Annotated in this window: 22 protein-coding genes and 1 pseudogene; 14 read left to right on the plus strand and 9 right to left on the minus strand. The window is 67.6% G+C overall.

Features of this window, described 5'->3' with window-relative positions:
* The first annotated feature begins 81 nt into the window (after positions 1–81).
* Positions 82–1,350 (plus strand): molybdopterin molybdotransferase MoeA, encoded by a 1,269-nt coding sequence (locus C471_RS04140; protein ID WP_004046770.1) that lies wholly within the window; start codon positions 82–84, stop codon positions 1,348–1,350.
* Positions 1,347–3,359, plus strand: a complete 2,013-nt coding sequence (locus C471_RS04145) for a molybdopterin biosynthesis protein (protein WP_004046771.1) — start codon at positions 1,347–1,349, stop codon at positions 3,357–3,359. The genes C471_RS04140 and C471_RS04145 overlap by 4 nt, the downstream gene beginning before the upstream one ends.
* Here the strand turns inward: C471_RS04145 and C471_RS04150 are convergent.
* From C471_RS04150 to C471_RS04160, 3 genes are all read right to left on the minus strand, one after another.
* A complete protein-coding gene (locus C471_RS04150; RefSeq protein ID WP_004046772.1) occupies positions 3,329–3,790 on the minus strand; it encodes a PaaI family thioesterase in 462 nt (153 codons plus the stop codon). The two genes, C471_RS04145 and C471_RS04150, sit on opposite strands and share 31 nt — an antisense overlap.
* Positions 3,791–4,033: 243 nt before the next feature.
* Positions 4,034–4,921, minus strand: a complete 888-nt coding sequence (locus tag C471_RS04155; protein ID WP_004046773.1) for a hypothetical protein — start codon at positions 4,919–4,921, stop codon at positions 4,034–4,036.
* Between the two features lie 85 nt (positions 4,922–5,006).
* Positions 5,007–6,686 (minus strand): sensor histidine kinase, encoded by a 1,680-nt coding sequence (locus C471_RS04160; protein ID WP_004046774.1) that lies wholly within the window; start codon positions 6,684–6,686, stop codon positions 5,007–5,009.
* A 129-nt stretch (positions 6,687–6,815) separates the two neighbouring features.
* Here C471_RS04160 and C471_RS04165 point away from each other — a divergent pair, with 129 nt between their 5' ends.
* The 6 genes from C471_RS04165 (at position 6,816) to hemA (ending at position 11,759) form a co-directional block, all read left to right on the plus strand.
* Positions 6,816–7,529: a lipoate--protein ligase family protein gene (locus tag C471_RS04165; RefSeq protein WP_049908957.1), complete on the plus strand. Its 714-nt coding sequence runs from the start codon at positions 6,816–6,818 to the stop codon at positions 7,527–7,529.
* Between the two features lie 115 nt (positions 7,530–7,644).
* Complete coding sequence (locus tag C471_RS04170) at positions 7,645–8,043, plus strand: 30S ribosomal protein S6e (protein ID WP_004046776.1); 399 nt, start codon at positions 7,645–7,647, stop codon at positions 8,041–8,043.
* Between the two features lie 11 nt (positions 8,044–8,054).
* Complete coding sequence (locus C471_RS04175; RefSeq protein WP_004046777.1) at positions 8,055–8,522, plus strand: DUF7112 family protein; 468 nt, start codon at positions 8,055–8,057, stop codon at positions 8,520–8,522.
* An 87-nt stretch (positions 8,523–8,609) separates the two neighbouring features.
* Positions 8,610–9,695, plus strand: coding sequence for a siroheme decarboxylase subunit beta (gene ahbB, locus C471_RS04180; protein WP_004046778.1), 1,086 nt, complete (start codon positions 8,610–8,612; stop codon positions 9,693–9,695).
* A 31-nt stretch (positions 9,696–9,726) separates the two neighbouring features.
* Positions 9,727–10,419 (plus strand): precorrin-2 dehydrogenase/sirohydrochlorin ferrochelatase family protein, encoded by a 693-nt coding sequence (locus C471_RS04185; protein ID WP_004046779.1) that lies wholly within the window; start codon positions 9,727–9,729, stop codon positions 10,417–10,419.
* Entirely contained in the window at positions 10,416–11,759 is a 1,344-nt protein-coding gene (gene hemA / locus C471_RS04190) for a glutamyl-tRNA reductase (protein ID WP_004046780.1), read from the plus strand. The genes C471_RS04185 and hemA overlap by 4 nt, the downstream gene beginning before the upstream one ends.
* A 63-nt stretch (positions 11,760–11,822) precedes the next feature.
* Here the strand turns inward: hemA and C471_RS04195 are convergent, their stop codons facing one another.
* Both C471_RS04195 and C471_RS04200 read right to left on the minus strand, forming a co-directional pair.
* On the minus strand, positions 11,823–13,307 hold the full coding sequence (locus C471_RS04195) for a sodium:solute symporter family protein (RefSeq protein WP_004046781.1): 1,485 nt from the start codon (positions 13,305–13,307) through the stop codon (positions 11,823–11,825).
* Positions 13,304–13,558 carry a DUF3311 domain-containing protein gene (locus C471_RS04200; RefSeq protein WP_049908958.1) on the minus strand — a complete coding sequence of 85 codons (255 nt, stop codon included), beginning with the start codon at positions 13,556–13,558 and terminating at the stop codon, positions 13,304–13,306. The genes C471_RS04195 and C471_RS04200 overlap by 4 nt, the downstream gene beginning before the upstream one ends.
* 176 nt (positions 13,559–13,734) lie before the next feature.
* Here C471_RS04200 and dnaG point away from each other — a divergent pair, with 176 nt between their 5' ends.
* Positions 13,735–15,348, plus strand: a complete 1,614-nt coding sequence (gene dnaG, locus C471_RS04205; protein ID WP_004046783.1) for a DNA primase DnaG — start codon at positions 13,735–13,737, stop codon at positions 15,346–15,348.
* Positions 15,349–15,402: 54 nt separating this feature from the next.
* Here dnaG and C471_RS04210 read toward each other — a convergent pair whose 3' ends face one another.
* Positions 15,403–16,383 carry an A24 family peptidase gene (locus C471_RS04210; RefSeq protein ID WP_004046784.1) on the minus strand — a complete coding sequence of 327 codons (981 nt, stop codon included), beginning with the start codon at positions 16,381–16,383 and terminating at the stop codon, positions 15,403–15,405.
* 163 nt (positions 16,384–16,546) lie between these two features.
* Between C471_RS04210 and C471_RS04215 the strand changes: the two genes are divergently transcribed.
* Positions 16,547–17,068 (plus strand): HPP family protein, encoded by a 522-nt coding sequence (locus C471_RS04215; protein ID WP_004046785.1) that lies wholly within the window; start codon positions 16,547–16,549, stop codon positions 17,066–17,068.
* Positions 17,069–17,125: 57 nt separating this feature from the next.
* Here C471_RS04215 and C471_RS04220 read toward each other — a convergent pair whose 3' ends face one another.
* From C471_RS04220 to C471_RS04230, 3 genes and pseudogenes are all read right to left on the minus strand, one after another.
* The gene (locus C471_RS04220; RefSeq protein WP_004046786.1) at positions 17,126–18,415 is read right to left on the minus strand and encodes a DUF6498-containing protein; all 1,290 of its coding nucleotides are present in this window, start codon (positions 18,413–18,415) and stop codon (positions 17,126–17,128) included.
* A gap of 45 nt (positions 18,416–18,460) precedes the next feature.
* Positions 18,461–18,673 (minus strand): hypothetical protein, encoded by a 213-nt coding sequence (locus C471_RS04225; protein ID WP_004046787.1) that lies wholly within the window; start codon positions 18,671–18,673, stop codon positions 18,461–18,463.
* Positions 18,670–19,260, minus strand: a pseudogene (locus tag C471_RS04230) (GNAT family N-acetyltransferase); the annotation flags it as partial. The gene C471_RS04225 and the pseudogene C471_RS04230, both read right to left, overlap by 4 nt.
* Before the next feature lie 63 nt (positions 19,261–19,323).
* On the opposite strand from C471_RS04230, the gene C471_RS16810 reads away from it, so the two are divergent.
* From C471_RS16810 to C471_RS16820, 4 genes are all read left to right on the plus strand, one after another.
* Complete coding sequence (locus tag C471_RS16810) at positions 19,324–19,944, plus strand: hypothetical protein (RefSeq protein ID WP_152421807.1); 621 nt, start codon at positions 19,324–19,326, stop codon at positions 19,942–19,944.
* Between the two features lie 2 nt (positions 19,945–19,946).
* Positions 19,947–20,972, plus strand: a complete 1,026-nt coding sequence (locus tag C471_RS16185; protein WP_080505527.1) for a tyrosine-type recombinase/integrase — start codon at positions 19,947–19,949, stop codon at positions 20,970–20,972.
* 1,595 nt (positions 20,973–22,567) lie between these two features.
* Positions 22,568–22,840 carry a hypothetical protein gene (locus C471_RS16815; protein ID WP_152421808.1) on the plus strand — a complete coding sequence of 91 codons (273 nt, stop codon included), beginning with the start codon at positions 22,568–22,570 and terminating at the stop codon, positions 22,838–22,840.
* Positions 22,837–23,523, plus strand: a complete 687-nt coding sequence (locus C471_RS16820; RefSeq protein ID WP_152421809.1) for a hypothetical protein — start codon at positions 22,837–22,839, stop codon at positions 23,521–23,523. The genes C471_RS16815 and C471_RS16820 overlap by 4 nt, the downstream gene beginning before the upstream one ends.
* Positions 23,524–23,590 lie beyond the last annotated feature (67 nt).

Raw genomic sequence — 23,590 nt, forward strand, 5'->3', positions numbered from 1 at the left:
AAGACGGCGATCCGATCGGCCCGCCGGAGAGGGATTCCCGCCGGAGACGGGTTTTTGCCCGCGGGCGCGAAACGACAGGCCATGAGCCACGACAGACGCGAGGCCGGTTTCAAGCGGCGGACGCGCGTCGCGGACGCGCTGGCGACGCTGCTCGACGCGGCCGATCCCCACGGTCGGACCGAGTCGGTCCCGATCGCCGACGCGGACGGGCGGGTCGTCGCCGAGCCGATCGACGCCCCCGCACCGGTCCCGAACTACGACCGCGCGGCGATGGACGGGTACGCGGTCCGCGCCGAGGACACCTTCGGCGCGTCCGACCGCTCGCCGGCCGTCCTCCGAGCGGTCGGCACCGAGGCGGACTCGATCGCGCCCGGCGAGGCCGCACGCGTCCACACCGGAAGCGCGGTCCCCGACGGCGCCGACGCGGTCGTGATGATCGAGCGGGTAGAGCCGGTGGGGAGCGGAGACGGACGCGTCGCCGAGGTCGAGGCGTTCGACGCGGTCGCCGAGGGCGAGAACGTCGGCGAGGCGGGCGAGGACGTGGCGGACGGCCAGCGACTCTTCGAGGCGGGCCACGTTCTCCGGCCCTCAGACCTCGGGCTCCTGAAGTCGGTGGGACTCGACGCAGTCTCCGTCTACGAGCGCCCGACCGTCGCCGTGATCCCGACGGGAGAGGAGCTGGTCCAGTCCGATCCCGACCCCGGCGAGGTGATCGAGACGAACGGGCTGACCGTCTCCCGGCTGGTCGAGCGGTGGGGCGGGGAGGCCCGCTACCGAGACGTGGTCACCGACGACGAGGAGGCGCTGGCGGCCGCGATCGAGGGGGACCTCGACGCCGACGCCGTCGTCACCACCGGCGGGTCGTCGGTCGGCGAGCGCGACCTGCTTCCGGAGGTCGTCGACTCCCTAGGGGAAGTCCTCGTCCACGGCGTCGCCCTGAAGCCGGGGCACCCGGTCTGCCTCGGCGCGGCCGACGGAACCCCGATCGTCTCGCTGCCCGGCTACCCGGTCGCCTGCATCGTCAACGCCGCGCAGTTCCTCCGGCCCGTCCAGAAGCGCGTCGGCGGGACGAGCGCGGAGCCGTTCCCGACGCGGCGCGCGAGGCTCGCTCGGAAGGTGCCGAGCGAGCCCGGGACGCGGACGTTCGCGCGGGTGTCGGTGGAGGAAACGACTGAAGACGCCGACGGAGACGGATCGGCGCTCCCCGCCGCCACGCCGACCCGCGCCAGCGGCTCCGGCATCCTGTCGAGCGTCGCGCTCGCCGACGGCTGGGTCGTCGTCCCCGAGCCGCGGGAGGGGATCGACGCGGGCGAGGTCGTCGACGTGGAGCTGTGGGAGGCGAGCCCATGAGCGACCGCAAGGAGTTCCGCGACCTCGCGTCCCCCGAGGCCGCCCGCGAGGCGATCGACTCGCTCGACCTCTCTCCGGCGCCGGAGACGGTCCCCCTGGAGGACGCCCGCGGCCGAGTCCTCGCAGAGCGGGTCGACGCCGCCATCGACGTGCCGGGGTTCGACCGCGCCTCGATGGACGGGTACGCGGTCCGCGCCCGCGACACCTTCGGCGCCGACGAGGTCGACCCGGCCGAACTCGACCTCGTCGGGGCGGTCCACGCGGGCGCGGCGCCGGACGTGACCGTCGAGCCCGGGACCTGCGCCGAGATCTCCACCGGCGCCGTGATGCCCGACGGCGCCGACGCCGTGGTGATGGTCGAGCGGACGGACGAGGTCGGCGGGGGGCCGGACGACGGGGACCCGGACGACGAGAGAAGCGAACCAGACCGGATCGCGGTCCGGACCGCGGTCGCGCCGGGCGACCACGTGATGAGCGCGGGCGCGGACATCGCGGCGGGCGCCCGCGCGCTCGGTCCCGGAACGCGACTGACGCCCAGAGAGATCGGGTTGCTGTCGGCGCTCGGCGTCGACGAGGTGCCGGTCAGGGGGAGACCCCGGGTCGGGATCGTGTCGACCGGCGACGAGCTGGTGCGCCCCGGCGACGAGCTGGACCCCTCGCGCGGCGAGATCTACGACGTGAACTCGACGACGATCGCGGCCGGCGTCGAGGAGGCGGGCGGCGAGCCCGTCCTCTACCCGCACGCCGGCGACGACTACGACGAGATGGAGCGGCTCCTCCGCCGGGCCGCCGACGAGTGCGACCTCGTGTGCTCGTCGGGATCGACCTCGGCGAGCGCGGTCGACGTGATCTACCGCGTGATCGAGGAGCGCGGCGACCTCCTGCTCCACGGCGTCGCGGTCAAGCCCGGAAAGCCGATGCTGATCGGGCGGCTCGATCGGCGCGAAGACGAGGACGCGTCGCCGGGGGGCTCGGCGTACGTCGGCCTCCCCGGCTACCCAGTCTCCGCGCTCACGATCTTCCGGACGTTCGTCGCGCCCGCGATCCGCGAGGCCGCCGGCCAGCCGGAGCCCGCGACGGCGACCGTCGAGGGGCGGATGGCCGTCGGGGAGCGCTACGGTGAGGGCCGAATGCGGCTGATGCCGGTCGGGTTACTCGATCTGAACGACGGCGATCTCCCGCTGGTCTACCCGGTCGACAAGGGGTCGGGCGCGACGACGAGCCTCGTCGAGGCCGACGGCGTCGTCGCGGTCGACCCGGACACCGAGTACCTCGATCGGGGCGAGCGCGTCTCGGTTCAGCTGTTCTCCCCCGACGTGCGCCCCCCGACGCTGCTCGGCGTCGGCGAGGACGACCCGGCGCTCAACCGACTGCTCGATCGCCTGGAGAACCCCCGATACCTCCCGGTCGGCTCCCGAGAGGGGCTCCGCCGGCTCCGCGACGGCGTGCCCGACGTGGCGGTCGTCGCGGGACCCAGCGACCGCGAGGTCGACGCCGTCGACCTCGGCGGGTGGACCCGGGAGTGGGGGCTGGTCGTCCCCGAGGGGAACCCCGACGGCGTGACGGGGCTCGGCGACCTCGTCGACGGCGACCTGCGGTTCGTCAACCGGCCGAGCGACGCGGGGCTCCGTCGGAGCCTCGACGACGCGCTCGGCGACCTCGCGGCCGACCGCGACGCGTCGCGCGGCGACCTCGCCGGCCGGATCGACGGCTACGAGCTGACGGTTCGCGCGTTCGAGAGCCCCGTCAGGAAGGTGATCGCCGGCGACGCCGACGCCGGGCTCGGCCTCCGCGAGACGGCGGATCGGCTCGGCTGCGGCTTCGTCTCGCTCGGCGAGCAATCCGTCGTCGTCCGCGCCGCGCCCGACCGCGTCGAGCGGGACGCGGTCGCGGAGCTCGCGGACGCGTTAGAAGACCTCGATGCCGCCGCAGGCGGCGATATCGACGGTCTCGCCGATCTCATCGACGATCTGGCGGGCTACTCGCGGAACAGCCGAAACGATCCCTGACCGACGACGACCTCGTCGGCGTCGCCGTTCGTCGAACTGGTGACAGTCATGTCGCTGACGCCGATCGAGCCGCCGGACCTGACGACCGTCGCCTCCGCCCGGAGGTCGCCGGTCGCGGGCCGGAGGTAGTTCGCGTTGAGGTTCACCGTCGCGACATCGCCCGAGAGGGGGTCCTCGAAGGCGGTGCGCTGGGCGATCCCGCCCGCGGTGTCGACGAGCGTCGCGGCCACGCCCCCGTGGATCGTGCCGCCGTCGCTGTTCGTCAGTTTGTCGTCGAACGGGATCGAGAGGACGACCCGGCCGCGCTCGACGAGATCGACCGACGTGTTCAGCCACGAGAGGTAGCCGTGCTCCTCCTCGATCCGCCGCTCGACGAGGTCGACCGCCTCTGTCGACAACGGCTTCATCGCCTCGACTTCGCTTCGGTCCATACCCCTCCGTCGGCGTCCCCCCGCTTGTAGCCCCCGAAACTCGCAACAACGGTTGAGAGGTTGGCGACGAGGCGATCGCGACGAGACCACTCCTGCCGACGCCTTATCCCCGATCCCGCGCCATCCGTCCCGTGACCTGACGCGTCACCCCGCGGCGGCCGAGGCGGGAGCCTGGCACACCGCCGCGGCGGAGCGTTCGTGCCGGCTGTTCGCCACTCTTCCCGCCAGCGGCCGGGATCCCGATCACCCGACGCCGAGCCGGATCGGATCGTCGCTCGGCGCGAGCGCGAGCGACACGGTCTCGCCGAGTTCGAACCGCCTATCCGGACAGACGAGCTTCGCCCCGAACTCACCGTCTCTGGCCGCGAACAGCGACAGCCCTACCGCCCGCTCGCCGTTCGCGAGCACGTCGACCGGCTCCCACGCGAGGCCGCGTCCCCGCGCGACGCCGACGCGGGTGCCCCACAGCGACACCGGCGTGCCGTCAGCGAGCGCGTCGAACGCGCCGCCGCCCGCGTAGTGCGCCAGCCCGCCGTCGAGGGGAACCCCGTCGTCGCTTGCGAGCGCCGCGAACCGTCGACCGGGATCCGGGTGGGTCGGCGCGTCGAGGACGACGTGCGTCGGGCCGCGCTCGACCACCGTACCGGTCCCGTCCCACCGTACCGGTTCGACCGGCACGTCGACGTCGACCGCGAGCGACCCGCTCGCACGGACCGCGTTCGTGCTCGGCGGTCTGAACCCGAGGTGAACGTGGTCGTCGACCCACCGTCCGAAGAAGCCGGACCGCGTCAGCGGGCCGAGCGGATCACCGACCGCGACGCGGTCGCCCGGCGACACCTCCGGGATCACGTGGAGAATCCGCGCGAGCGTTCCGGGCGTCGCACCCGTGCGCCGACACCAGTCGTCGCCGAGTTCGACGACGATCAGGTGGTCCTCGTCGGCGGCGTACGGGCGGTCCGGACAGCCGACGGTCCGCGTCTCGCGAACGACGCCGGCGACCGGCGAGACTCCCGTCTCGCCGTCCGGGTAGAGGTCGATCGCTCGGCCGTCGTCGTGCGCAGGGTACGGGGAGTTGAAGCGCGAGAAGCGCCGATAGCGGTCGAGCACCGCGGACGGGAGCGTGACGGCCATCGGATCGTCACGTGGAGCCCGACGGGCAAGTGAGCGTCGGAGCCGGCCATCGCGGAACCCGAGGCCCGGCCGTACGCGATTCGGGTCAGTCGTCGTCGGGCTCGATCCCCGAGATAACGAAGCGCGCGCCGCCGGTCTCCGACTCCTCGACGGAGAGCTCCCAGCCGTGGGCCTCGGAGATGTCGCCGACGATGGCGAGTCCGAGCCCGGTCCCGCCGCCGAGGGAGACGCCGCGTTCGGTCACCTCCGAGCGCTGGTCCGGCGGGACGCCGGGGCCGTCGTCGGCGACCGCGAGCGCGATCCCGCCCTCTCGGCGCTCGATCTCGACCCGTACCGCCACGTCGTCGCCGGCGTGTTCGATCGCGTTGCGGAACAGGTTCGAGAGGAGCTGTTCGAGCCGGTTCCCGTCGGCGAGCGCCGGCCCGTCCGGGCCGTCGATCGACAGCGTCGCGTCGGCGGTCTCGAGCCGCGACCAGACCCGTCTGGCGGTCCCGTCGAGCGAGACGCGATCGACCTCGTCGACCGACTTCCCGGCGGTCGCCAGCGACAGCAGCCCCTCGATCAGGTCGTCCATCCGATCGTGGGCGTTCGCGGCGCGGTCGAGCGCGTCCTCGTTGCCCTCGTCGTCATGGCGAGCGAGCTCCACCGCCGCGGTGGCCGCCGCCAGCGGATTTCGGAGGTCGTGGGAGACGACGCCGGCGAAGTCCTCCAAGCGCTCGTTCTGTCGCTCCAGCTCTGCCTCGCGGCGCTCCAGCTCGGTCTGTCGGCGCTCGCGTTCGGTCACGTCACGGAGCAGGAACACGTGTCCGCGGTCGGTCCCTCGGGGGTCCGTGATCGGGTCCTCCTGGATGTCGAACTGCCTTCCCCCGATCGAGATCGGGTGTTGCACGCCGACCTCCAAGCGCGGGAACACGTCCGACAGGGACGATCCGACCGCGTCCGGCGGGAGGAGCTCCTCTGCCGCCGGGTTGAGATCCCGTATCCGGCCGTCGGAGCCGGCGACGATCACGGGGTCCTGCATCACCTCGACCGCCGTGTCGCGGGCGACGACGGAGGCGTCGAGCGTCCCGAGCCAGAAGACGGTCCCGTACAGGAACACGCCGTGGATCACGAGCCCCGTCGGGAACCACGCGAGGTTCGCGTAGCTCCCGATGTCGACGACGGTGACGATCCCGCCCAGAAACGGGAACAGCGTCCCGAGCAGGATCACGAACGTCTGGAGCCGGTAGCGGTTCCCGGTCCGGCGGTACAGATCGACGACGACGAGAACGCCGGCGATACACAGCCCGTAGGCGTACAGCACGAACGCGGCGTCCACGATCCCGATCCCGAACGAGAGCAGCGTGAACGGTCCCTCGACGACGGCCGTCAGCGAGCGGCGCGAGAGACCGTGGGTCCCGCTCGACCAGGCGGTCAACACCCAGACGAACGCCGGCGCCGCGAGCGCGACGGTCCGGTTCTCCGTTCGCCACCGATCGTGGCCCGAGAACGCCAGCACGAACGCCATCCAGACGCCGGGGACCGCGGCGACGAGCGGCGTCGAGAGGTTGAGCGCGACGACCATCGCCAGCTCGCTCCCACTCGCCACCCTGACGGCGTAGAGAAGCGAGATTGCGCCGCCACAGAGCAGATAGAGCGCGACCTCGGTGCCGCCCGGCTCGTCGCGGTCACCCCACGCGACGTACCCGAGCCCCAGTCCGATGAGCCCGGCGAGCAGGCAGGCTGCGAGGTACGCCTGCACCGGCAGCGCGCCGAGCTCGCTCATCGTTACCTGACACAGTCAGAGGGTCGGCAAAACCTTTGTGTCACGCGCTCGCGGCAACCCCCGAAGGCGGACGACGCGCGTCTGCCGCGCGTCGCAAGCGGCTTGTCTGGCCGCCGCCTCTCGGTAGGTATGCGCGTGCTCAGAGGTCGCGACCCTCGCCCCGTGGCGGACCGAGAGCACACGGCGGCGCTGCTCGCGGGTGCGAGCGACGGAACGCCGGGGGTTCGGGTGTGGACGCCGCCCCGGCAGGTCGCCTTCGGCCGCCGCGACGCCCGCGAGCCCGGTTTCGACTGTGCGAAGCGGATCGCCGCAGAGCGGGGGTTCGAACCGATCGAACGCGACGTGGGCGGGCGAGCCGTCGCCTATCCGGGCGACACGCTCGCGTTCGCGCACGCGGTGCCGCTCGGCGACGACCGCAATCTCGGATCGGTCGGGGAGCGGTACGACCGCGCGACCGAGACGGTCCTCGGAGCGTTGCGGAGCCTCGGGGCGGACGTGTCGCGCGGCGAATCTCCCGACTCCTTCTGTCCGGGCGACCACTCGGTCCGCGTGGCTGGCGGCGGCAAGGTTGCCGGGGTCGCCCAGCGGGTTCGGGGGGACGCCGCGCTCGTGGCGGGGTGTGTTGTCGTCACACGGGCCGACGCGCGAGCCGTCGCCGAAGTCACCGCGGCGGTGTACGACGCGCTCGGCGTACCGTTCGATCCGGAGTCGGTCGGGAGCGTCGCGGAGGCGGGCGGTCCCGGAGAGCCGAAAACCGTCGCACGGGCCCTGGAAAAGGCGTTCGTCGACGGGGCGTGGGGCGAGGGAGATCCGCAGGTCGCCTCGGTCGATCGCGACAGCTGACCGAGGGTCGGCGTCCGTAGGGCGGGACGCGGGGAGATTCCGATCGGATCGAGGGGGATCGGGCACGGATCGCGCTTTCGACGTACTTTTTATTCGCGGGGGTCTCGGTTCGCCCATGGCCGAATTCAAAGTCGTCATCGCCGACCCCAACACCGGCGAGACGTTCCAGCGAGAGGTCGACGGACAGGACGCCAACCGGTTCCTCGGTCGCGAGATCGGCGACGAGATCGGCGGCGACGCCGTCGGGCTCTCCGAGCACACGGTCGAGATCACCGGCGGCTCCGACGAGACCGGGCGCCCGATGCGCGAGGACGTCTCCGGCACTCGCCTGAAGGAGCTCCTGTTAGAGGGCGGCGTCGGATTCGACCCGTCCCGCGAGGGCGAGCGCAAGCGCATCACCGTCCGCGGCCGCGAGATCGACGACGACGTGGCCCAGATCAACGTCTCGGTCGTCGAGGGCGACGACGTCGCCGCCGCGCTCGGCGAGGACGACGGCGACGCCGACGAGGAGTAACTCCGTTTTCGATGCCCCGCGTTCCCTCCGACGACGAGGGCGTCGCTTCGGTTCGCGTCTCGCTCGCCCGGAGCGGCGGCACTCGCCGCCCCTGCGTCCGGATCCCGGACGACGACGAGCTCGACGGGCGCGTCGAGTCCGGGACCTGCGAGTCGCTGTCGCTCGCCGCGGGCGACGTGATCCGCGTCGCCATCGACCGCGAGGAGTACCACGCGCCGGTGCGGAGCGACAGCCGGGGGCTGCTCGTCCGCGGCGCGTTCGACAACCGGCGGCTCGCGCGCGAGCCCGGTGACGGGGCGAACCGCCTCGCCGAGTGGCTCGACGAGAACGGCCGAGAGCCGGGCGACGCCGTCGTCCTCGACGTCGTCGTTCCCGGCGAGCAGTACGGCCTCCGGATCCCCGGCGAGCGGACGGTGTACGAGGCGACTCGCGGCCCTCGGTCGTCGCTGTCAGACATCGCTCGCGACCTCGACGGCTGAGTCCGGACGAGTCCCCCTGACCCTGATCGCTTCCTCAGCGACGCGCCGGTCGGATCGCTTATTCTCGCGCGGACCCGATCACGGCGTATGCAAGAGGTCGACGCGGACCTGACGGCGCTCGACCGCGGGATCATCAACGCCTTCCAGGGCGGGTTCCCAGTGACCGAGCGCCCCTTCGAACCGGCCGCGGACGCGCTCCGCGAGCACGGGATCGACGTGACCGGCCGGGAGCTGTGCGAGCGCGTGCGCGAGCTCGACGAAGAGGGGATCCTCTCGCGGTTCGGCGCGCTCGTCAACGCCGAGGAGATCGGCGGGGCGGCGTCGCTCGTCGCGATGCACGCGCCCGAGGACCGATACGACGAGATCGCGGAGACGGTCAACGAGTTCACCGCGGTCGCGCACAACTACGAGCGCGAGCACCCGCACCTCAACATGTGGTTCGTGGTGAGCGTCGCCGACCACCCTGATCCCGACAAGGACGGCGCCGATCGGATCGACGAGGTGCTCGCGGAGATCGAGGCCGCGACCGGCCAGGAGACGTACAACCTCCCGAAGGTGCGCGAGTTCCACGTCGGCGCGAAGTTCCTCGTCGACGGTCCCGTTCCGGACGGCGACGTGGACCTCTCTGATCTGGGTCCCGCGGTCTCGGCCAGCGATCGGTCGACGCTCACCCCCGACGAGCGCGACCTCGTCGTCGAGATACAGGGCGGGCTCCCGATCACGGAGACGCCGTACGCCGACGTGGCGGCCGCGATCGGCGCCGACACAGAGTGGGTGATCGAGACGATAAAGCGGTTCGACGCGGAGGGGAAGGTGCGCCGCGTCGGCGTCATCCCCAATCACTACGCGCTCGGGTACACCGAGAACGGGATGACCGTCTGGGACGTGCCCGAGGAGGCGCTCGACGAGGTCGGGCCGGCAGTCGCGGGGCTCGACTTCGTCACCCACTGCTACCAGCGCCCCCGGCACGCGGGCGTCTGGGAGTACAACTTCTTCGCGATGACGCACGGGCGGACGGAGACCGAAAGCGAGCGCCGGATCGCGGAGGTCAGGGAGCTGATGGACGAGCACTGGGAGGTGGGAGAGAGCGATTGGGACACGCTGTTCTCGACCCGGATCCTGAAGAAGACGGGAATCCGCATCGCCGACCGGGCCGACAGCAACACCGCGTGACCCGCCGGACCGAAACATCACGGTGGCACGCGTGATCCCGCTGTATCACGACTTCGACGGCGAGGCGGTGCTGGTGTTCGGCGGCGGCGCCGTCGGGTCGCGGAAGGCGTCCCGGTTCGCCGACGAGGCCCGGGTCGTCGTCGTGAGCCCCGCGTTCGACGACCGGCTGGGCGACCTCGCCGAAGGGGGCGCCGCCGAGGGAGACGCCGGGTCGGTGGAACTCGTCCGCGCCGCGCCGGACCCCGACGCCGTGCGCGGCTGGATCGATCGCGTCGACCCAGCGCTCGTCGTCGCCGCCACGGACGACGCGGCGGTCAACGCGGCGGCCGAGGCAGGCGCGCTCGACGCCGGCGTCCTCGTGAACCGGACCGACGTGTCGGCCGCGGACCGCTCGGGCGGTCGGGGAGCGCGGAGCGTCGTCGTTCCGGCGACGGTCGAGGACGACCCGGTCAGGGTGGCGCTCTCGACGGGGGGAGCGAGCCCGGCGCTCGCGAAGGCGCTCCGCGAGCGGATCGAGGCGGAGATCGACGGTGCCGGCGCGATGGCTGAGCTGTCGGGAACGCTCCGCGCGGAGCTCAAAGACCGGGGGGTCGCCCCCGAGAAACGCCGGGAAGCGATCCGGCGCGTCGTGCGATCCGAGGGGGTTTGGAAGGGTTTACAAAAGGGGGATTCCTACGGTCGACAAGAGGCAGATTCCGTGATCGAGGAGGTACTCACCAGATGAAGGAGACGGGCGCTATCACGGGCGTGAGCGTCGCCCACTCCCGCGCGACGGTCGACGAGATCGAGGCCGCGGGCGGCGACGGCGTCCGCGCCACCGTCTCGGACCTGCTCGCGCGCGACGGGGTCGAGGAGGCGTTCGCGCTCCAGACCTGCAACCGCTCCGAGGCGTACGTCGTCACCGATCGGACCGTCGACGGCTCGGTCGCGCTTGAGTCGTTCGCCCCCGAGGTCCGCGGCGGTGCGGTCCGTCGGCTCGACCACGAGGAGAGCTTAGAGCACCTGATGCGGGTCGCCTCCGGGCTCGAATCGCTCGTGCTCGGCGAGGACCAGATCATCGGACAGCTCCGCGAGGCGTACGAGGAGTCGAAGTCCGCGGGGGGAATCGGTCCCGTGCTGAAAGACGGGGTGACGAAGGCGCTCCACGTCGGCGAGCGCGCGCGCAACGAGACGTCGATCAACGAGGGCGTCGTCTCGCTCGGCTCGGCCGCGGTGCGGTTGGCCGCCGGCGAGATCGACCTCACCGACGGCTCCGCGGTCGTGATCGGCGCCGGCGAGATGGGGACGCTCGCGGCCCGGACGCTGGACGACACCGCCGTCTCGGAGATCGTCGTGGCGAACCGGACGGTGCCGAACGCGGCGTTCGTCGCGGAGGAGGTCGACACCCCCGCTGAGGCGGTGCCGCTCGCCGACCTCTCGACGGTGGTCCCGGACGCCGACCTCGTGATCGCGGCGACCGGCAGCCCGGACCCGGTGATCCGGTCGAAACATCTGGCGGGCGTCGACCGGCTCGTCTGTATCGACATCGCGCAGCCGCGGGACGTGGACCCGGCGCTCGCCGACCGCGACGGAGTCACGCTGTACGACATCGACGCGCTGGAGGACGTGACCCGCCGGACCCGCGAGAGCCGCGAGGCCGAGGCGCGGGAGGTCGAGTCGATCATCGACGAGGAGCTCGATCGCATTCTGGAGGCGTACAAGCGCAAGCGCGCCGACGACGCCATCTCGGCGATGTACGCCGGCGCCGACCGCGTGAAGGCCCGCGAGGTCGACCGCGCCGTCTCGAAGCTCGAAGCGCAGGGAGGGCTGACCGCCGAGCAGCGCGAGACCGTCGAGGACTTGGCGGACGCATTGGTCGGCCAGCTGCTCGCCGCCCCTACCCGGTCGCTTCGCGACGCGGCCGGCGAGGACGACTGGGAGACGATCCGCACCGCGCTCCGGCTGTTCGACCCCGAGTTCGACACGCTTCCGGAGGGCCCGGGAGCGAGCGACTCCGGACGCGACGCGGGTCCGAGCGGCGTCGAAGCCCCGCCCGACTCGGTCACCGAAGAGCTCGACGACTGAGTCCCGTCCGAGACGATTTTTAGGACGCGACGTGAGCGACCGCACCGCCGACGCCCGCCTTTCTCAGTCGCCGGCGACCGCGAACCGAGAGGCGTCGCTGTCGGCGGTCGGCGCGGTGACGAGCGAGACGCCGACCGTCAGGAGCGCGGAGAAGACCATCAGCCCGAGCGCCACGTCCCAGCCGCCGGCGACGGTGCGGGGCAGCGTCGGCACGGCGGCGACGACCGCCGACAGCACCACCGCGAGGTACGCGACCTGCGGAACGAGCACGCCGGCGATCATGCCGGAACGAGTCGTCTGGTCCCAGTAGAGCGCGCAGATCACCGGGAGCGCGAGCAGCGCGAACCCGGAGAAGGCGGTGTCGCCGACCTCGATCAGCGTCCCGGGCCGGAAGAGGCTCGCGACGAACGCGAGGAGCGCGAAGACGGCGACGCCGATCCGAGCGATCCAGGCCTCGCGGCGCTCTGAGGCGTCGGCGTTGACCACGGGTCGGTACACGTCGCGGGTGAAGTACGACGACCCGGAGAGCAGCATCGAGTCCGAGGAGGACATCATCGCGGCCATCGCGCCCGCGACCACGAGCGCCGCGAACCACGCCGGCGTGTACTCGTTCAGGACGACGGGGAGCACGTTCGCGCCCTCGGGCACGTCGACCGGCATCCCGACCGCCCACGCGCCGAGCATGAACGCGGGGAGAAACAGGAGGAGGACGAGGACAGGCCACAGAACGAACGACCGCTTCAGCGTCTCGCCCGACCTCGCGACGAAGAAGCGCTGGTTGATCTGCGGGAACATCGTCACGCCGAACGCGATGGTGATCGCGGTGGAGACGATGAAGCCGACAGAGTAGGTGCCGCCGCCGAAGCTCCCGAAGTCGGGGCGGGCGTCGAGCATGGCGCCGGTGGCGGCGCCGACGCCGCCGACCGCCGAGAGCACCCACGCGGCAGCGATCCACACGACCGAGAGCATGAACAGCCCCTGTACGGTGTCGGTCCACGCGACGCCCCGCATCCCGGCGAGGACGACGTAGAGGATCATGAACGCGGTGACCAGCGCCGCGCCGCCCCAGTAGGGGACGGCGCCGCCGGTGAGCCCCACGAGCGCCTCGCCCGCACCCATCTGCTGGAGCATGACGTACGGGAACAGCCAGAGGAGGCTCACACCGGCGACGAGCGCGCGCAACCCCACGGATCCGAACCGGTCGCCGAGCATCTCCCCGAGCGTGACGTACCCGTTCCGGTTCCCGATCAGCCACTGCTTGTAGCCGATCGCGTACCACAGCACCGCGAACAACACCCCGTCGATCGTTCCCATCACGATCAGCCACTCGGGGCCGGCGGCGAACGCGAGGTTCGGACCGCCGAAGAAGGTGAACGCCGAGAGCAGGGTGGCGAACGTGGTGAACAGCAGCACCACCGTCCCGATCGAGCGGTTCGCGAGGTAGTAGTCCTCGGCGGTCGCCTCGGAGACGCGGTAGGCGACGAGGCCGATCGCGAGCGCGAACAGGAGGTAGCCGACGACGATCCCGAGCGACAGCCCGAGCGTCACGGGCGGTCACCTCCGAGCGCCGATTCGGGTTCCGACTCCGGTCGGCGGCCCATCCCGCGCTCCCACGCGCCGCTCCGAACGAACCGCGAGAACAGGACGGCGCACAGTCCGAGCCACGCCACGTGCCACCAGATCCACACCGGCAGCCCGGCGACGACCCGATCGACCCCCCACAGCGGCCACGGCACCGCGAAGGCCACGAGGACCGCGAACGTCGATATCCACACGAGATCTCTCTGCGATCGACTCATGTGGAACGATGTTAGAATTCTCTGACTAAATATTGTCGGTCTGATTCGGTCGGTGGTATCGAAGATAAATTCTCTTCAAACATCGACGACGCAGGCGCGTGCGATAACTATTTTCGACGAGGGACAAAACGACGCACGGGCGGTCGGCTCCGCCCGATCATCACCATTCACCCATCATGAAAGACACCGAAAAATACCTCATTCACGCCACCATCGCGGCCGACGGCGTCGTCGAGCGGAGCGACGTCGTCGGCGCGGTGTTCGGCCAGACCGAGGGACTTCTCGGCGACGAACTGGACCTGCGGGACCTCCAGGAGTCCTCGCGGGTCGGTCGGATCGACGTCGCCGTCGAGTCCGAGAACGGCCAGTCGTTCGGCGAGGTCACGGTCGCGTCGAGCCTCGACAAGGTCGAGACCGCGATCCTCGCCGCCGCGCTGGAGACGATCGACCGCATCGGCCCCTGTCACGCCTCGGTGGAGGTGACGAGCATCGAGGACGTGCGGGCGGCGAAGCGCCGCGAGGTCGTCGAGCGCGCCAAAGAGCTCGTCGCCGGCGGCTTCGAGGAGACAAGCCTCAGGAGCGACGACATCCTCGAAGAGGTCCGCGAGGCCGCCCGCGTCGAGGGGATCGTCGACTACGAGGGGCTCCCGGCCGGTCCCCGCGTCGGCGACTCCGACGCCGTCATCGTCGTCGAGGGGCGCGCGGACGTACTGACGCTGCTCGACTGCGGCATCAAGAACGCGGTCGCCGTCGAGGGGACGAACGTCCCCGACGCGGTCGCCGACCTCACCGCCGACCGCACGGTCACCGCGTTCCTCGACGGCGACCGCGGCGGCGAGCTCATCCTCCGCGAGCTCGCGCAGGTGGGCGACGTGGACTACGTCGCGTTCGCGCCGCCCGGTGAGTCGGTCGAGGACCTCGACCGCAACGCCGTCTTCGAGGCGCTCCGCGGAAAGGTGCCGTACAGCAGCCTCGCGGACGAGCCGAACCTCCGCGAAGCCGCCGCGGACGACTCGGGGGGCTCCCCACTCGAAGGCGAGGGCACCGATCTCTCCGACGAGCCGTCCAAGCCCTCCACCGAGAGCGAATCTGAGCACGCGGCCGGAAGCGAAGGTGGAAACGCGACCGAGACCGACGGGCCGAGCGACGACTCCGACGCCGTCGCCGGTGAGGATCGAGGCGCAGCGGACGCCGGACTCGTAGACGCGGTCGAGGACGCGCCGGCGCCCGAGACCACCGGCGCGGAGGAGGTCGATGAGGCTTCCGACGGCGACGGAACCGACGAAACGACTGACGGCGACGGAAGCGACGAAACGACTGACGGCGACGAAACCGACGAGGAGGCGGCGGAGGATGACGGCGATCCCGACGCCGCCGCTCTCGACTCCGACGGTGCGGGAATGGCCGATTCGGGCCCGGTCGACGAGACGACCACCGAGAGCGCGGAGGAGGGTGAAGAGGGCGACGGCGCCCCCCTCGACGACGAGCCGCGTTCGATCGAAGAACACGTGCAGGAGGTCGTCGACGCCGGCAGCGACCGCGCTCGGCTGCTCGGCGACGACCGCGGCGTCCTCGCGGAGGTCGACGCCGGGAACGCCTTCGACGCGGTCGAGAGCGCCGAGACCGCACCGCACACCGTCGTCGTCGACGGCCTGATCGACCAGCGCCTGCTCGACGTCGCCGCCCAGCGCGGGGTCAGCGAACTGCTCGGCCGCGAGGTCGGCGAGTTCGTCAAGCGTCCCGTGGGAACCCGAGTGCTCACCGTCGGCGACCTCCGCGCCGGGAGCTGACTCCGCGCTGGGCGCGTCGAACGCGATCGATTCCCTCTTAGCCGATCCGGCTCCTCAGACCAACCCGACCGCGCCGAGCGCCGCGAACAGCGCATCGCCGAAGGTCAGCGAGACGACAAGCCCGAGCGCCATCGGGACGACGAACGGCATCCCCGGCGACACCAGCACGCGGTCCTTCCGGGCGACGACCGACAGCCCGCCGCGGAGCGTCTCGGCGTCGGCACCGTACGCGCCGTGATCGATTTCGTCGAGGAAGCGCTCGGCGGCCCAGGGGTCGGCCGCGCGCGAGTCGCCGTCGGCTTCGGTCACGGTTCCCCCGTCCGTCCGCGGTCCGACGTGCGTGCCGCCGTCGGTCGGGTCGTGCGTCTCGCCGACGCTGTCGGGGTCGCGGAGGCGGTCCGGATCCTCGCGCAGTTCCGCGAGCGTCGCCCCGCGCCAGCGCAGGTACATCCGGAGCGCGTCCAGGTCGAGGCCGTTCCGGGTCGTCCCCGCGTCGTCCTCGAACAGGCGCCCGTGACGGTCCGGCAGCGAGTCTGTCGCCACCGGCCGCGCGAGGAACATCGTCGGCGAGCGCTCCCCGCGGAGGAGGTTGAGCCCGGCGAGCCCGATCGGGTACGCGAGCGCGATCAGGACCGTGTTCGTGAGCGCCGTCAGCGAGAACACGCCGATCTGGGTATCGACGAGCGGGAGGGACAGTCCGGCCACGGCGTACTCCGGAACGGTGGGAAAGAGGATCGCGATCGCGATCAGCGCCTTCGCGTCGGCGCCGCCGAACGCGCCGAGGTACCAGAACGCGTAGCCCAGCGGGGCGACGAACAGCAGGCTGATCGCGACCCGTACCCCGAACCACGTCCCCGCGAGTCCCGCGAGGGGCCACATGGCCGCGGTCTCCCAGATGAGCAGCAGCGCCCCGAACGCGTACAGCGGCGGCCACAGCCGATTCGGGAGGCGTCGAGTCCGAACGTCTCGCAGGGCCGCCCACGCGAAGACGGGGACGACGAGCAGGCGGAGGGCGTCCGGCAGCGTCGCGAACATGTCACCACGGGCGGCGCGGGCGTAATTAGGCGTTCGGGTTCGCGTATCGCGATCGATAGCGCGGGCCCGCGGTCGGCGTCGGCGCGGTCACCGGCGCGGTCGTCAGCGCCGCTCCGCCGCCGAACCGCCGGCGCTTTGTGCAACCGTCTCCGAACGGTAGGCGATGCGACGCCGCGTCGGAACCAGTCTGTACGCCGGACTCCTCTTCACCGTCCTCGGCGCGATCGCGTGGGCGACCGGCCAGCCGTTCGTCTTCCCGAGCCTCGGGCCGTCGGCCTTCCTGATCGCGTTCGACCGACGGAGCGAGGGCGGTCGGGCCGCCCGGATCGTCGGGAGCCATCTCATCGGCGGCGTGGCCGGACTCGCGGCGTGGTGGCTGATCGCGGCCGGCGCGACCCTCACCGCGACCCCGCCGGCGTTCTCGCCGGAGGGGTTCCGGCTCGCGGCGAGCGCGACCGTCTCTCTCGTGGCGACGAGCTGGGCGATGATCGCCACCGACGCGGTCCACGCGCCCGCCTGCGCGACGACGCTCATCGTGTCGCTCGGCCTCCTCTCGACTCCGACCGAGGTGGCGATCATCGTCGCGAGCGTGACCGTGCTCGTGGGGTTTCACGCCGGCGTGATTCTGGTCTTCAAGCGGATCGTGGGGAACGCACACCCGCTCTATCGGGCCGAGGGGAGCTGACCGCCGCGCTCGGCCGGCCGGTCGCTCACCCCTCCGACCGCTCGGCCGGTCGGTCGCTCAGCCGTCGGTCGCGCTCTCCGGTCGCTCCGCGCGCCTGTCGAAGACCGAAAGCACCGGCTCCGGGTCCGGGATCCCCGGGATCCGGTACTCGCCGTCGCGGAGTTCGATCACGACGGTCTCGGTCCCGAGCCGCCGGTCGAGCCGTCCGCGTGTCACCCGCAGGTCGGTCTCGTCCCACGGCTCGACGCGCCACAGCGCGACGCCGAACAGGCGGTCGCGGGCGACGAGCGCGTCGCCGCCGGCGCGGTACGAGACGAGCCCGTACCGGAGTTCGTGGTCGAGGGCGGCGAGGCACAGCGGGACCGCGACCGCGACCGCGAGGAGAACGGCGACGGTCCCCCAGTTACCACCGATCGCGAACAGCGCGGCGACGAGCGCTGGGGCCGCGGCGAGGTACCACAGTCCCGGATGACCGAGGGGCGTCGTCAGCGCCCCCGCGAGCCGCGCCCGCCCGGGCTGCCGGACCGTCTCTGCCGGGCCCGCGACCGCGCCGTCGGGCGGCTCCGGCGCGGGCGGCTCGTGCGAGAATCCCAGATCGAGCGCCGACGACTCGTCGAACGCCGCGAGCCGATCGCTGTATAGCCCCGCGAGATCGAACGCGGCCTTCACCGCGACGATCCCGAGCAGGAGCGGGAGGCCGACCGCGTCGGGGTCGAGCGCGGCGATCGGCGCGTCGCCTTCGAGCGTCGCCGCGCCGACGATCGTCACGGTGAACAGCGCGCCGAGGAAGATCGCCGCGCCGCGGGCGAACACCCCCCGTATCGCCGTCTGGGCGCTGTGATCGCGGTACTCGCCGCGCCCGAAGTACTCGACCAGCGTCGTCCCCGCCTCGCCGGCGAAGACGGCGAGGACCGCGAGCGTCACGGTGTCGAGCGCGGCGGGGGCCAGCCCGCCGTCGGCGACGACGCCGACGGTGAGCCCGCCGACGATCAGCCAGACGACCGCGAGGATCGGCGCGACTATCGGGAGGACGAGAAGCGAGGAGAGCCGAATCCGGAGGCCGGTTCGGGGGATCGACAGCCCGACTCGGCGCTGCGCGAGGGGGCCGGCGATCAGCGCGTCGCGCTCGATCTCGGAGGGCCGCCCGGCGAACAGCGCGCGGACCACGGCCCAGAAGGAGGCGATCCCGAGCTCGAACCAGTAGAGCGTCATCAGCGCCGCCGCGTTCCAACCGAGCGCGACGACGCCGACGAGCGGGAGGACGTTGGAGAGGAGGAACCCGATCGCCCGCGGGCGACGACCCCGAGCGAGGGCTCCCAGAGACGAAGCGTGGTCGGTGGAGGGCATCCGTTCGATCGATCCGGATCCGAAGTTATAAGTGGTCGGTGCGGGTCACGGCGCCGGTCCGGCGTCGCGGTGGAGGTAGAGGTACGCGAGCACCGGGAGGATCGTGAACACGAGCGTCGAGAGGGCCCAGAGTGCCGCGTAGCGGCTTCCGCGCGCCTTCGCGTCGCGGTAGATCCACAGCGCGGCGGCGACGACGACGCCGTAGATCACGAGCGTGAGCGGGAGCGACCACGGGAGCGCGACGCCGAAGGCGCTCATCGGTCCCCGCCCGTGAGGTCCGCGCTCATCACGAAGTCGGGTTCGGCCGCGACCGGGACCCGGTTCGCTCCGGTGTCGCTCACGTGCTCGACCGTCTCGGGGATCAACACCCGGGCGTCGTCGGCGTCGGCCGCGGCGGCGTCCGCGGCGATCGCGTCGTACAGCGCGCCGGCGGCGTCGACGTCGCGCCACGCGGCGACGCCGTAGGTCGCGGTCCGGGTCGGCTCGCCGTCTCCCTCGCGCTCCGTCACGCGCGTCCGGACCGCGAACCCGCCGAGCGCGCTTTCGCCGGTGACCGCGAGCAGTCGGTCCTCGGCGGCCGCGGTCGCGAGTCGCTCGCGGGTGAGCGCCGAGCACGCCCACGACTCGTCGGGGTCGAGCGCGAGCCCGCGCAGGTGGTCGCGGGCGTCGCTGTCGCTCCAGAACGCCCACGCGGCGTTCGGGTCCGGGTCGGCGAGAGAGGGGTCGGCCGGCTCGGCGTCCGTTTCGGTCGGCTCCGGCTCCGCGAACCGGAACTCCGTCGCGGGCTCGAAGCCGACCGCGCGCGACTGCCCGAGCCCCATGACGTTCCACGAGAACACCATGTTCCAGATATACTCCAAATTATTCACAGCAAAACAACTAAGGCGGTGGCTCATTGACATGGTAGTATGGGAGAACCAATACCCACTGTCGACCGTGGTGACGGAGGTAAACCAACTATCGCACTGCGAGCCAACACACCACGACAAAAGGCTGAATGGGAACGAGCCGCCGAACAATCTGGGGAATACGACAGTGTTTCACACCTTATCAAACTCGCAGTAAGTCGGGAGCTAGCGGGAATGTATACTAGTGACATGGGTAATGGCAGTGGTATTAGTGACCACCAATTGAATGAGGTATTAGATACACTTGAATCTCTTGAGGGGGAGGTAGGAGGGCTTAGTGAGGATATCGATGAAGCGACAACGGCCATGTATGCTAGTGAAACAACCCTCTCCGATGAGACAATCACCACTGTCTATGCCGACCTTCCAGTAGGTCCTACACAAGCAACAACGGCACAAGCTGTCTCTGCACGGACGGATATAGACGTAGATACTGCTAGTGTTGCGCTCGGCCAACTAGCAGAAAGTCACCCCGCCGTAAAGAGACTGCCATTCAAAGACCTAGGGGAAGCGGGAGACGACGGCACTGTTACCGCCACATGGAACGGGAGGGAGATACCCATTGAAGGTGCGAGAAAGGCTGTCAAACGTCGCAACCCCCTCTACTTCAAGGAGGAATAAGCATGTCTCTAGATTACTGCAAACACGCAAAAGACGTGGAGAAAGTAATAGACAAAGTTCATTCACGGAAGACTGATTCCACTGCAAATCGATATGCTGGAAACATTCGAGTCTTTGCCAAGTGGTGCGACACTGACGACGCACCTATCAACAACCCCTTTGCCGCGACAGTGGTTGACATAGAAGATTTCCTATCGCACCTAGCAGACGACTTAGATTATGCGTATAAGACAGTGAACGTGTACATTTCCGCCCTCGCAGTGTTCTATGATGAGGCAGAAAAGCTTGCAGACGGTGGGAGAGGTATTCCAGACCCACGGAGAGAATCAAACAGCGACCCTCTCAATTGGGAAAACCCCGCTAGCAAAGCCACGATCCCCGACATGGAAAATGACGGAACAAAGCGGGCTAAATCTCTTGAGGGGAAAGATTATGAAGATAAGTTAACGACCGATGAGGTAGAGAAACTTGTAAAAAATGCTACCTCTCCCGTGACTAGAAACGCCGCGATTATTGAGGTTATGTATCACGGTATGCTACGTCGAAAAGAAGCGGCTTACCTGAAAGTCAGCGACATAAACCGTGACGACAGAATAATCACAATTCGGTCTGAGGTGGCTAAGAACGGGAATAAACGCCGCGTTCCATACACAAGGGACTTAGATAATTATCTCAGACCGTGGCTTGAGGTAGACAGAGACGCTTACGCATTAGCCCCCGACTCAGAGTATCTTTTCTTAAGTAACGAACGGGAACATTTATCACCGTTCCATATTGGTCGAATAATCCACAACGCCGCCGAGTCTGCCAATTTGCAAGAAGTACTGTTTACGAACGCCGTGGAGCAAGAGATTCACCGCGTTACTGGCCATTCACTACGGCGGTCGGGAGCTACAAGGCGGTGGGAAGCGGGAACCGATATCTACACATTAAAACAGTGGTTAGGGCATAGTTCCGTGGATACCACAAAAGGTTACATCAACGCTGATAGTGACGAATTAATCGATAAGAATCGTAAGAATTGGTAGATTCTCTGAGAGCCGCACAGTCGGCTTAGAATCGATTTTTACCACAACACGACCAAAACCCCTTACAGACTCAAGAAATCTACTGACGAGCCGCTGAGAAGATTACAGGCGGTAATAATCTCGGAAGTCACGACTCAGATAAGAACGGCAAGTCTGATAGCCACCGAACAAGTCGCAACCAGAATGCTCTGAGAGCCGCACAGTCGCCTTAGAATCTATTTGATTTCCTTCCAAGTGGGTTTCCATCATCTTCGCTCAAAGATCGATTGTGAGCCGATTGTGACGGTCTGAGCGTATCCACGTTTATCGGCGGCTCCTTACGCGTGCGTAATTTATGCTGTATATTAACGTAAGTAATAACAGCAGGTAAGTGGAAATGCGGTCTTCAACACAGCCTTCCTTCAAGCCATAGTAAACTATGGCTTTCATCCAGTCTGTGTTTACATCCCTTATTTCTAGGCTACTCGGCCTAAGTCGAGGGCAAAGACCGTGAGGGGAGAATATAACCATGAGTAATTCACGTAGGTTGTGTTTCCCTATCGGTAGCTACCTACGTACCGCAGTGTCGGGGCTATGTGGATGAGATCTCCTAGCCGTCACCATCCACGTATCAACCAACCGACACGTTTAAGTTTGTGGGGTTCCTAATAATAATTGTGACCCAATTCGACATTCCCGACGTAGAACGAAAAAACCCGTGGCACTGTCCAGTCGATTTCTGTGAAAAGAACTATGAATCGGCTCGGTCGTTGTCGTTTCACATCAATAGTCGGGGAAGTAAAGGGTGTGAGGCTCATACAGCCTTCAAGCCCGCCAATATTAACGGTCGTTCGTAGTTCGTACAATACTGTCGGGTTTTGTCGACCGTTCTCAACCCCTCCTAATTGTAATTGTGGCGTTTTTAGGCCCTAATAATATTTCTGGAACTTGGCGGTTGTGTATCGCGTGCGCACAAGCGACGGCTATACCAAGTTATTAATATGCCTCGGGAGATTATTAATAATTTCGCACTTGCTAGTAACACCATTGACTGAAATCGATATGGACGTATTGACCGACTAGACCGACTGAAATTTACTACAACTTCTACTTACATGAGGGGTCAGTGAACCTCGAAGGCGTACAGTCAGGTACTTCAAAAAGCGGGTTTTGTCGTCTGTCTGTATCTGAAACGGCGCTCTCATCTCTTAATGTACGCCTCTAAGGGTCACTGTCTTTTCTCTCACTTTATACTCATAACAATGGTTCGTGACAATCGGGTTAGGCTTTCAGACCAAGAAAAGAATATTGTTGATATGACCAAGGAATCGTTATTCGATGAGGAAGTTCCGAGAGGCGTCGTCATTGAACGGGCTTGTCGAAATCTCATGGCAGACGACAGTGGCGGCTCGGATAACGGGGGTGTAGTTCTCTAATGACGGATATATCCCCTTCACGTCGGACAACTACGGTGCCAATCGACTCAGAACAGTACGCCCGTCTAGCGAATCTGGGTATTGAGATAGGTCACTACGATATTAAACCCCACTGTAGACGAGATAACGCCGAATTGGTGCTTACGACACTTATCGATGTGTTTGAAGCGGAGCATATCGATGACTGATTTAACGATTGTAGAGCGACGGATAGACGTTCTAGACAAAGTAGAGACGGTTAAAAGCGGGCGGAACGAATATGATGGGGAGTATTTCACTGCCGTCTACCCTTCCAGTGAGTCACCACAGACCTACGTAGTTGCTCAGTTTTCTTATGAATCAAACAACGACACTGCCGACATTCAGATTTCCGACAATAGCATCCTACTTAACATTGAGAACGGGAACGTCCTTGCCCTTGTTCCAAGTGAGGCATACGGAGGTGACACATGAATATCAGTAAAGATGTAGTGGCGCAGTGCCGTGACCGTGGGGGTGACCGCCTCGAAGACCGTGACGACAGAATCGGGAATACCCTCGTGGAGGATACCCTCGGTTATCAGGAGGGTAGCTGTCTAGTCGGAGAATCGTATTCGCAGTATCCTGATAGGGAAGACCTTGCTAATCCGCAACATGGGTCGTTCCTTCGTGAGCTACTGAGTCACGAATTAGTAGGGTCGTGGTCAGATGCTGTCAAAGAACTTACAGGTGCCCGAACGGAGGGTATGCTTCGAAAGTGGATTGATAGTCTAGAGCGTGCTAGTGAGTTACATGGGCTTGAATCGCAGGAATTGTTTGCTAACGCCCGTGAACCGCCCGAGACTCGCAAAGTAATTAGCGAGATTCTGGGCTATAAAATCCCCGACAGCATAGTAGAGACTAATAACGTTCTGCTACTGTCGGCTCTTTATGTCGAAGGTCTGAGTATTAGCGAGATTAGCGACGTGTTGGAAACGGACGAAACTAGCGTCTCTGATACGCTCAAGTCCGTGGGGTTGCTGGCGGGGGCGACAACGGACGAATCCGAGCAATCCTTCCGCCGTCAGTATGGTGAAATCAACCGCCCTAGTGGTGGAGCAAGTGTAAATAAACAGGCTGTATCTGAGTCAGATACGGTCAAGGTCGTAAGTCGTTAGCGGTCTTTTTTCACTTTCGTTATAATACTCAATAGCCGTAGCTGTAGTTTGCGGGAAAGTGCGCGGA

It is taken from the genome of Halorubrum saccharovorum DSM 1137, from assembly GCF_000337915.1.
Taxonomy (GTDB): domain Archaea; phylum Halobacteriota; class Halobacteria; order Halobacteriales; family Haloferacaceae; genus Halorubrum; species Halorubrum saccharovorum.

Coding starts and splice junctions, on each gene's coding strand:
- C471_RS04220 (WP_004046786.1), bottom strand. CDS start 18,415: ATGCCCTCCACCGACCACGCTTCGTCTCTGGGAGCCCTCGCTCGGGGT.
- C471_RS04175 (WP_004046777.1), top strand. CDS start 8,055: ATGCCCCGCGTTCCCTCCGACGACGAGGGCGTCGCTTCGGTTCGCGTC.
- C471_RS04140 (WP_004046770.1), top strand. CDS start 82: ATGAGCCACGACAGACGCGAGGCCGGTTTCAAGCGGCGGACGCGCGTC.
- C471_RS16185 (WP_080505527.1), top strand. CDS start 19,947: ATGTCTCTAGATTACTGCAAACACGCAAAAGACGTGGAGAAAGTAATA.
- C471_RS16820 (WP_152421809.1), top strand. CDS start 22,837: ATGAATATCAGTAAAGATGTAGTGGCGCAGTGCCGTGACCGTGGGGGT.
- ahbB (WP_004046778.1), top strand. CDS start 8,610: ATGCAAGAGGTCGACGCGGACCTGACGGCGCTCGACCGCGGGATCATC.
- C471_RS16810 (WP_152421807.1), top strand. CDS start 19,324: ATGGGAGAACCAATACCCACTGTCGACCGTGGTGACGGAGGTAAACCA.
- C471_RS04210 (WP_004046784.1), bottom strand. CDS start 16,383: ATGTTCGCGACGCTGCCGGACGCCCTCCGCCTGCTCGTCGTCCCCGTC.
- dnaG (WP_004046783.1), top strand. CDS start 13,735: ATGAAAGACACCGAAAAATACCTCATTCACGCCACCATCGCGGCCGAC.
- C471_RS04215 (WP_004046785.1), top strand. CDS start 16,547: ATGCGACGCCGCGTCGGAACCAGTCTGTACGCCGGACTCCTCTTCACC.
- C471_RS04225 (WP_004046787.1), bottom strand. CDS start 18,673: ATGAGCGCCTTCGGCGTCGCGCTCCCGTGGTCGCTCCCGCTCACGCTC.
- C471_RS04170 (WP_004046776.1), top strand. CDS start 7,645: ATGGCCGAATTCAAAGTCGTCATCGCCGACCCCAACACCGGCGAGACG.
- C471_RS04160 (WP_004046774.1), bottom strand. CDS start 6,686: ATGAGCGAGCTCGGCGCGCTGCCGGTGCAGGCGTACCTCGCAGCCTGC.
- C471_RS04155 (WP_004046773.1), bottom strand. CDS start 4,921: ATGGCCGTCACGCTCCCGTCCGCGGTGCTCGACCGCTATCGGCGCTTC.
- C471_RS04145 (WP_004046771.1), top strand. CDS start 1,347: ATGAGCGACCGCAAGGAGTTCCGCGACCTCGCGTCCCCCGAGGCCGCC.
- C471_RS16815 (WP_152421808.1), top strand. CDS start 22,568: ATGACTGATTTAACGATTGTAGAGCGACGGATAGACGTTCTAGACAAA.
- C471_RS04165 (WP_049908957.1), top strand. CDS start 6,816: ATGCGCGTGCTCAGAGGTCGCGACCCTCGCCCCGTGGCGGACCGAGAG.
- C471_RS04200 (WP_049908958.1), bottom strand. CDS start 13,558: ATGAGTCGATCGCAGAGAGATCTCGTGTGGATATCGACGTTCGCGGTC.
- C471_RS04150 (WP_004046772.1), bottom strand. CDS start 3,790: ATGGACCGAAGCGAAGTCGAGGCGATGAAGCCGTTGTCGACAGAGGCG.
- hemA (WP_004046780.1), top strand. CDS start 10,416: ATGAAGGAGACGGGCGCTATCACGGGCGTGAGCGTCGCCCACTCCCGC.